Source organism: Pseudomonas ceruminis (assembly GCF_021602025.1).
GTDB classification, from domain to species: Bacteria; Pseudomonadota; Gammaproteobacteria; order Pseudomonadales; family Pseudomonadaceae; genus Aquipseudomonas; species Aquipseudomonas ceruminis.
This window is the reverse complement of record NZ_BQHW01000100.1, coordinates 1-255: the sequence shown is the minus strand read 5'-3', so window position 1 is coordinate 255 and position 255 is coordinate 1. Positions and strand designations below refer to the sequence as shown.

Genomic DNA, 255 nt, shown 5'->3' with positions numbered 1-255 from the left:
CAGTGATGGACTGGCCCTGGCTGGTCAGTTTGCCCTCGGCATCCGTTACCCGGGTGGTCAGGCTCTGCACCGCTGTGGCATCTGCCTTACCCGCCAGTTGGGTCAGGGCCGACTGCGCAGCTGCCGCAGCATCGGTGGCCACCTTATCGGTCACCGCAACCCATGCCGAACCGTTCCAGCGCTTCGGTGTGTTCGCGTTGCCCGTGGTGTCGATCCAGAGGTTCTGCGCCAAGCGATCAGCGACCGCCGGCGCAG

At 65.9% G+C, this 255-nt stretch carries 1 protein-coding gene; it reads right to left on the bottom strand.

Going from position 1 to position 255, the window contains the following annotated elements; genetic code table 11:
• A partial coding sequence (locus L6D80_RS29990) for a hypothetical protein (RefSeq protein ID WP_236183121.1) occupies positions 1–255 on the bottom strand: 255 nt, incomplete at both ends.